This is a genomic window from Methanococcoides sp., from assembly GCF_030594565.1.
Taxonomy (GTDB): domain Archaea; phylum Halobacteriota; class Methanosarcinia; order Methanosarcinales; family Methanosarcinaceae; genus Methanococcoides; species Methanococcoides seepicolus.
The window spans coordinates 1-6988 of the sequence record NZ_JAUVEY010000116.1; the positions used below are offsets into that span (position 1 = coordinate 1).

General features: G+C 41.7%; 6 protein-coding genes and 2 pseudogenes. 3 read left to right on the top strand and 5 right to left on the bottom strand.

Annotation, left to right across the window (positions count from 1 at the left end; translation table 11 throughout):
- Together QAS77_RS09275 and QAS77_RS09280 are read left to right on the top strand one after the other, a co-directional pair.
- A pseudogene (locus QAS77_RS09275) lies at positions 1–996 on the top strand (catalase); the annotation flags it as partial.
- A 54-nt stretch (positions 997–1050) separates the two neighbouring features.
- On the top strand, positions 1051–1347 hold the full coding sequence (locus QAS77_RS09280; RefSeq protein ID WP_305065128.1) for a catalase-related domain-containing protein: 297 nt from the start codon (positions 1051–1053) through the stop codon (positions 1345–1347).
- A 338-nt stretch (positions 1348–1685) separates the two neighbouring features.
- Here the strand turns inward: QAS77_RS09280 and QAS77_RS09285 are convergent, their stop codons facing one another.
- The 4 genes from QAS77_RS09285 to QAS77_RS09300 all read right to left on the bottom strand — a co-directional run bounded on the left by QAS77_RS09285 (position 1686) and on the right by QAS77_RS09300 (position 5237).
- Positions 1686–2531 (bottom strand): glycine betaine ABC transporter substrate-binding protein, encoded by an 846-nt coding sequence (locus QAS77_RS09285; RefSeq protein WP_305065120.1) that lies wholly within the window; start codon positions 2529–2531, stop codon positions 1686–1688.
- A 106-nt stretch (positions 2532–2637) separates the two neighbouring features.
- Positions 2638–3468 carry an ABC transporter permease gene (locus QAS77_RS09290; protein ID WP_305065122.1) on the bottom strand — a complete coding sequence of 277 codons (831 nt, stop codon included), beginning with the start codon at positions 3466–3468 and terminating at the stop codon, positions 2638–2640.
- A gap of 3 nt (positions 3469–3471) precedes the next feature.
- Complete coding sequence (locus tag QAS77_RS09295; RefSeq protein ID WP_305065123.1) at positions 3472–4680, bottom strand: quaternary amine ABC transporter ATP-binding protein; 1209 nt, start codon at positions 4678–4680, stop codon at positions 3472–3474.
- Between the two features lie 458 nt (positions 4681–5138).
- Complete coding sequence (locus tag QAS77_RS09300; protein WP_305065125.1) at positions 5139–5237, bottom strand: hypothetical protein; 99 nt, start codon at positions 5235–5237, stop codon at positions 5139–5141.
- Between the two features lie 371 nt (positions 5238–5608).
- Here QAS77_RS09300 and QAS77_RS09305 point away from each other — a divergent pair, with 371 nt between their 5' ends.
- Positions 5609–6484 carry a DMT family transporter gene (locus QAS77_RS09305; protein WP_305065127.1) on the top strand — a complete coding sequence of 292 codons (876 nt, stop codon included), beginning with the start codon at positions 5609–5611 and terminating at the stop codon, positions 6482–6484.
- 361 nt (positions 6485–6845) lie between these two features.
- Here QAS77_RS09305 and QAS77_RS09310 read toward each other — a convergent pair.
- A pseudogene (locus QAS77_RS09310) lies at positions 6846–6988 on the bottom strand (dimethylamine corrinoid protein 3); the annotation flags it as partial.

Consider the following 6988-nt stretch of genomic DNA (forward strand, 5'->3'; position numbering starts at 1 on the left):
CATGCTAAAGGTGCAGGTGCTGGCGGTTATTTTGAAGTGACTGCCGATGTTACCAAGTACACAAAAGCCAAGTCCCTTTCTGAAATAGGCAAACGTACTGAGATATTCGCCCGCTTTTCCACTGTAGGTGGTGAAAAGGGGTCTCCCGATGCAGCAAGGGACCCACGTGGGTTTGCTGTGAAGTTCTACACCGAAGATGGAAACCATGATCTTACGGGTAACAATACACCTGTGTTCTTCATTCGGGACCCTCTGAAGTTTCCTGATTTTATTCATACACAGAAGCGGAACCCTGCTACGAACTGCAAGGACCCAAATATGTTCTGGGACTTTCTTTCTCTCACTCCGGAATCAATTCATCAGGTCACGATCCTCTTTTCAGACAGGGGTACCCCTGCAACCTTCCGCAATATGAACGGATACTCAAGTCACACTTACAAGTGGTACAATGATGATGGTGAATACTTCTGGGTGCAGTATCATTTCAAGACTGACCAGGGTACAAAGACCCTTACCAGTGAGGAAGCAGAGAAATTAAGTGGAACGGACCCTGACCATGCCACCAGAGATCTCTATGATTCCATTGAGAGGGGGGACTATCCTTCCTGGACCCTTGAAATGCATATAATGACCCCAGCGCAGGCTGAAGAATATCGTTTTGATATCCTTGATATAACCAAGGTCTGGCCACATGGTGACTTCCCTACCATCAAGATCGGTAAAATGGTACTTAATAGGTATCCTGCTAATTACTTTGCCGAAGTAGAGCAATCTGCCTTTAGTCCCGGTAACTTGGTACCAGGTATTGACATTTCTCCAGACAAGATGCTGTAAGCCAGGGTTTTCTCTTACCACGACACCCATGTTCACCGACTGGGTTCCAATTATCATCAGATCCCTGTGAATGCTCCTAAGAACGCACCAGAAGTCAGCTATCAGCGTGATGGATTCATGCGAATTGATGCCAATGGAGGTGGCGGACCCAATTACTGGCCCAATAGCTTTGGAGGTCCTGCCCCAGACCCTGATGCTCTGAAGCCAGCATTCGAAGTGTCCGGTAAAGCAGACCGCACGCCTTATGGTCATCCCAACGATGATTTTGTACAGGCAGGCAACCTGTATCGTGACGTAATGGATAATCAGGCTCGTGAGAATCTTGTGGGCAATATTGTGTCCCATCTCTCAGGCGCACAAAAACGCATTCAACTCAGACAGACCGCCCTATTCTTCAAAGCCGATCACGATTATGGAGGGCGTGTGGCTGAAGGGTTGGGTCTGGATGTAAAGGAAGTTGAGCGTCTTGCCAATATGACACAAGCAGAGCGTGCAAAAGCTACTGAAAAGTGAAGTAGCATTGTAACAATATTTCAATCTTCCATCGTAGAATTATAAATATCTGATTTTACGGTGGAATATCCAAATTATTTTGTGGATATGTAGAAATACTCATTTGAATAATAAAAATAACTTTGCTATATCTGTCAAGGTTATGCACTAATAACTTGAATTTAATTTCTTTTAGTCAATTCCAGTATTTTTTCACTCAAACTTTGCATTTTTCATTAGAAAGAGTTCTGTAGAGATCCTATACAATAAAAAAATACAAACTGTTCGTAGAAAATGATAATTTCTAATCCTTTATGCCAGATACAAGATTAATAAAAAAAATGATGGAGAAGGTGTATTTATTCTTCTCCCAGCCATTCGTTTACTTTTTCAGGATTGTTCTCTATCCACTTTGCTGCTGCATCCTCAGGAGCCATTCCACTTTCCATATCATGCATCACTGACTGTATGTCTTCATGGGTCCAGTGGAATCTTGTAAGTACATCATAGACCTCTGGCATATCTGCTTCAAGGCCTGTGCGTGCAAGGGTCTCTACATTATCTGCCTGACCAAAGACTCCCTGTGGATCATCAAGGTACTTCAAATCCCAGCGACCAAATACCCAATGTGGAGACCAGAGTGTAACAACGATGGGTTCTTCATCATCGATAGCTTTGCGAAGCTGTGCGGTCATGCCTGCGCTACTGCTTGATACCAGTTTGTAATCCAGACCATAGACCTCGATCACATTTTCGGTGTTCTGCATGACACCTGCTCCAGGGTCTATACCGATGATATCTCCATCAAACATCTCCTTGTTTTCGTTGAGTTCTGCGATGGAGTCTATCTCCACATATGCTGGTACAACAAGTCCCGAAGGACAGTTCTCAAGGTTGTTTCTGACACTGACCAACTGGTCTCCATACTTGTTCCAGTAATTCTCCTGTGTTATAGGTAACCATGCAGATGTTGTAAAATCGAAATCTCCCTGTGCAACTCCCAGATAAAGAGCACCAGCATCTACTGCAATGATCTCAACATCATAGCCCTTTTTCTCAAGAACCTGTTCTATCACATTCGTACTTGCGATTTCGCCGTCCCATAGAACATATCCTACAGTTACTTCCTTTAATTCTGTGTCAGTTCCGTCTTCCTGCTGGACACATCCTGCACCAATAAGGCTTATTGCAACTAGCAATACCATTAATAACGTTTTTATTTTTCCATTCAATATATCACAAACTTTTTTCCTTTTTTTATTTATGGGGTAATATGCGGAAGTTCCGCAATAAAAATAAAAAGACAGTATCTCACTTTGGTGTGAGATGCTGTGTGAACCTGTCAAGTATGATCGCTATGATCACAATTCCAAGTCCTGCTTCAAATCCTTGTCCTATATCTACCCTCTGAATTCCGATAAGTACCTGATATCCCAGACCTCTTGCACCGATCATGGCAGCTATTACTACCATTGAAAGGGAAAGCATGATGCACTGGTTTACGCCAGCCATTATACTTGGCAGAGCAGTTGGCAGTTCCACCTTGCTCAGTTTCTGCCATGGTGTTGATCCAAATGCATCTGCGACCTCGGTAAGTTCCTTTGGTACCTGCTGGATTCCCAGGGTGGTAAGCCTGATGGCAGGAGGCATTGCAAAAACGATAGTTGCAACAAGTCCCGGAACATTTCCAAGCCCGAAGAATATGACTGCTGGGATAAGATAAACGAACGATGGCATTGTCTGCATCAGGTCAAGTAGAGGCTTGATAACGTGGTATGCAAATTCATTCTTTGCTGAAACTATTCCCAATGGTATTGCGATAATTAATGCAAGGAATGCCGATGTGATGACAAGGGAAATAGTCTCCATGGATAGTACCCATAGTCCCATGTTCTCTATCAGGAGCAGGCCAACTGTACTTCCTATCGCAAGTTTTAGGTCCTTCTTGCCGATGAAATATGCAGCTATACCAATTATCAATGCAAATACAATGGGAGGGAACAAGAGCAGGGTATCATTAAGGCCGGATATTATGTAATCCGTTACATCGCTAAATATATCCAGCAATATTCCAAAATCATCTTCGATCCAATTGACCACATATTCCACACCATCTCCTATCGGTATTTTTGGTATAGCCATTGATCACGCCTCCTCGATCGCAAGTGCACCAAGTACACTTCCCCTTACAATTACTCCAAGGAGTTTTCTATCATCCTTTGTAACTGCAATTGGTGAACTGTTTTCTATTATTGGGATAAGTTCGTTCAAAGGTGTATCTGGGTAGGTGACTGTGACATCTTCTGTCATGACATCTTTTATGGTCTTTCCAGCCTTTGAACCGCTTACTGCATCATCAACTGAAATGATACCTTTCAGATGCTTCTCTCTGTTCACGACAAATATGGATGATATGCCATGTTCTCTCATTAACTGCAGGGCTACTTTTGGACTGGAGTTCATTGATACTACGGGATCGGCACGTTTCATGACCGTTTCTGCAGTGAGTATCTTTGTCCTGTCCACACCTGCCACGAACTTCGACACATAATCATCTGCAGGTTCTGTGAGGATATTTTCCGCAGTGCCGATCTGGGCTATCTGTCCATCATGCATGATCATGATCCTATCACCCAGTTTTAAGGCCTCATCAAGATCATGGGATACGAAAACGATCGTTTTTTGCATCTTATCTTCGAGTGCAAGTAATTCGTCCTGCATCTCGCTTCGTATAAGGGGATCAAGAGCACTGAAGGCTTCATCCATCAGCAGGACGTCTGGATCAGTTGCAAGAGCCCTTGCAAGTCCGACCCTCTGCTGCATCCCTCCACTGAGCTGGGATGTTTTGCTATCTTCATAGCCTTTAAGGCCAACGGTTTCGATAGCTTCCTTTGCCTTAACATCCCTCTCTTCTTTTGATATGCCCTGTATCTCAAGACCATATGCAACGTTATCAAGGACAGTTCTGTGAGGAATGAGTGCAAAATTCTGAAACACCATGCCCATTTTTTTCCTGCGTATCTCTCGCAGTTCCTCAGAATTTGCTGTGGCCACATCCTCCCCATCGAGAATTATGTGTCCGGCAGTTGGTTCTATAAGGCGGTTTATGCATCGCAAAAGAGTGGATTTTCCGGAGCCAGAAAGCCCCATTATCACAAAAATTTCGCCTTCATATATATCAAAATTGACGTTGTAAAGTCCAACGTTCTGTCCGGTCTTTTCAAAAATTTCACTTTTGGAGGATCCGGATTCAATGAGAGAAAGTGCTTTCTTGGGCTTTTTCCCAAAAATTTTAGTTAGGTTTCGTACTTCAATTTTTTTTTCCTGCTTAATATTAAAATCTCCAGTTAACATTGGATACTAGCCCAACGCTGGGTAAAACAGATTTTAGGTTTAAATTAGAGTAGCTCTATTCAGTGAAACCATGTGTTATAATATTTGTGGCTTAATAGAGGCCTAATGATTCTCTCTGAAATTCCATTGCAATACAGTGTAGCATACGATTCCTTGACCACAATGACTTGATCGAACCAGAACTGTATCAGAACATTGTGAATCTCATTATCTGTTCACCGTCTACAGATGCAACAATTCAATAATTATGTAAATATTTAATAACGAAAAGTTCCTTGTATATGTTTATACCAGACACACATCTTCATGGGCGAAGGTATGTGGTCATTATCTGCAATTGATGATGTAAAGCGAGATTCACTCCGTTGTTTATGGCAAATGGATAAAGGGATGTAATGAAATATTCAAAGACTGTTCAGAAAGGATTGGACTATATTGCAATAATAAGTGCAACTGAACTATCTCCACTTGTCGAGAATGATGTGTCTATCAGTTGGTTCTATAAGGCGGTTTATGCATCGCAAAGGAGTGGATTTTCCTGAGCCAGAAAGGCCCATTATCTCAAAAATTTCACCTTCATATATATCAAAATTGACGTTGTAAAGTCCAACGTTCTGTCCCGTCCTTTCAAAAATTTCGCTTTTTGAGAATCCGGTTTCGATGAGAGAAAGTGCTTTCTTAGGCTTTTTTTCCCAACAATTTTAGTTAGGTTTCGTACTTCTATTATTTCCTACTTAATATTAAAATCTCCAGTTAACATTGGATACTGGGATACATAGGAGATTAAAAAATCGGATTTTTTGTGCGCTAATTTTTTACGAAGTCTACTTTTAAGTATACTATCCAACAAATCTAAAATTCAAATACAGTCCTCTCAAAGAGAAACATATTTCTATGTTTGGTAAGTCAATGAACACGAGAATAACACATGAAAAAACGTTCATATGCTTTAATTGGAACAGGCGCAGCCTTTTGGGCTACAGTATCTATTTTTGTCAATATCCTTTATGAGGTGGGGTTTTCAGCTCTGGAAATTGTTTTTCTCAGGGTTCTAAGCGCAGCTTTGATAATGTTCATCTATATAGGTTTAACAGACAGGAAACTTTTAAAGATCCGTTTTTCTGATGCCTATTATTTTATCGGGACCGGGATTTTCAGCCTTGTTTTCTTTAACTGGTGTTATTTTATAACCATCCGAGAAGCTTCTGTTGCAATAGCAGCGATCCTTCTCTACACTGCTCCGATCTTTGTATTGCTCATGTCACGCCTATTCTTTAAAGAAAGACTATCTTCGATCAAGATCCTTGCATTGATGGTAGCTATTGTTGGATGCATCCTCATATCTGGTTATCTCCCATCGGGCGGGGGGTTATTATCGACCAGTATGCTTCTAATAGGTCTGGGTTCTGGTTTTGGTTATGCCCTTTACACCATATTAGGAAAAGCCGCCCTTGACAAATATGACCCTATGACCGTTATAACCTATACTTTTGTTGTCGCAACAATTGGCCTTTTTCCCATTAGTGGAATGGAGGCGATCATTACTGCCTCCCATAACATCGACTCATGGGGTTACATATTTGGCCTTGGTTTAGTTCCGACAGTGCTGGGATATATCTTTTATACAAAAGGTCTTCACTACGTTGAGGCCAGCAAAGCATCCATAATAGCAGCAGTTGAACCGGTTGTTGCAACAACTATCGGAGTATCTGTTTTTAGTGAAATACTATCCAGATGGCAGTTTACAGGAATATTGCTGATCTTATTTGCAGTACTTCTTGCACAAAGGGAAAATAGCAAATGAGTTGGAATCGTAGAGGATCTGAATGCAAATCGTGTTTATGTTGTTATTTTGCTGATCTTATTGCACAATTCACCAGACTGCTGATGGAATTTGAATTTGTAGAATTGCAATATCAGTCAACAAAACTACATATGCATAAGTTCGCTCGACAGCATTTCTAAAGCTATTTGTCATGAAGGCCATCTATTTTTAACTTTGAAGTTTTAAAAATCGCTTAAAAGCTATCCCCCTCATATATTTATTGCAGTGATGAAATGGGAAGTTGTAATACGCAAGATATGAGGAGGATCAAGTTGGGGAGGAGCTGTCAGAAAATAATGGACAGGTACGATCGGACCTATCTTTCATTTGTGACTATCAATCACTCAGCTGCTGCGTTACATTTGACGACTGCGTCAGTTGCGTTCTCAGCATAGATGTCTGAGCCGATCTTGTCTGCCCAGTCCTGTGTGACAGGTGCGCCACCGACCATGGTCATGACAGTGTCACGGATTCCAGCTTCCT

What these genes read in the sequence shown, in the direction of transcription:
- QAS77_RS09285 (WP_305065120.1), bottom strand. Translation starts at nt 2,531, where the DNA reads ATGGTATTGCTAGTTGCAATAAGCCTTATTGGTGCAGGATGTGTCCAG.
- QAS77_RS09300 (WP_305065125.1), bottom strand. Translation starts at nt 5,237, where the DNA reads ATGGGCCTTTCTGGCTCAGGAAAATCCACTCCTTTGCGATGCATAAAC.
- QAS77_RS09295 (WP_305065123.1), bottom strand. Translation starts at nt 4,680, where the DNA reads ATGTTAACTGGAGATTTTAATATTAAGCAGGAAAAAAAAATTGAAGTA.
- QAS77_RS09305 (WP_305065127.1), top strand. Translation starts at nt 5,609, where the DNA reads ATGAAAAAACGTTCATATGCTTTAATTGGAACAGGCGCAGCCTTTTGG.
- QAS77_RS09290 (WP_305065122.1), bottom strand. Translation starts at nt 3,468, where the DNA reads ATGGCTATACCAAAAATACCGATAGGAGATGGTGTGGAATATGTGGTC.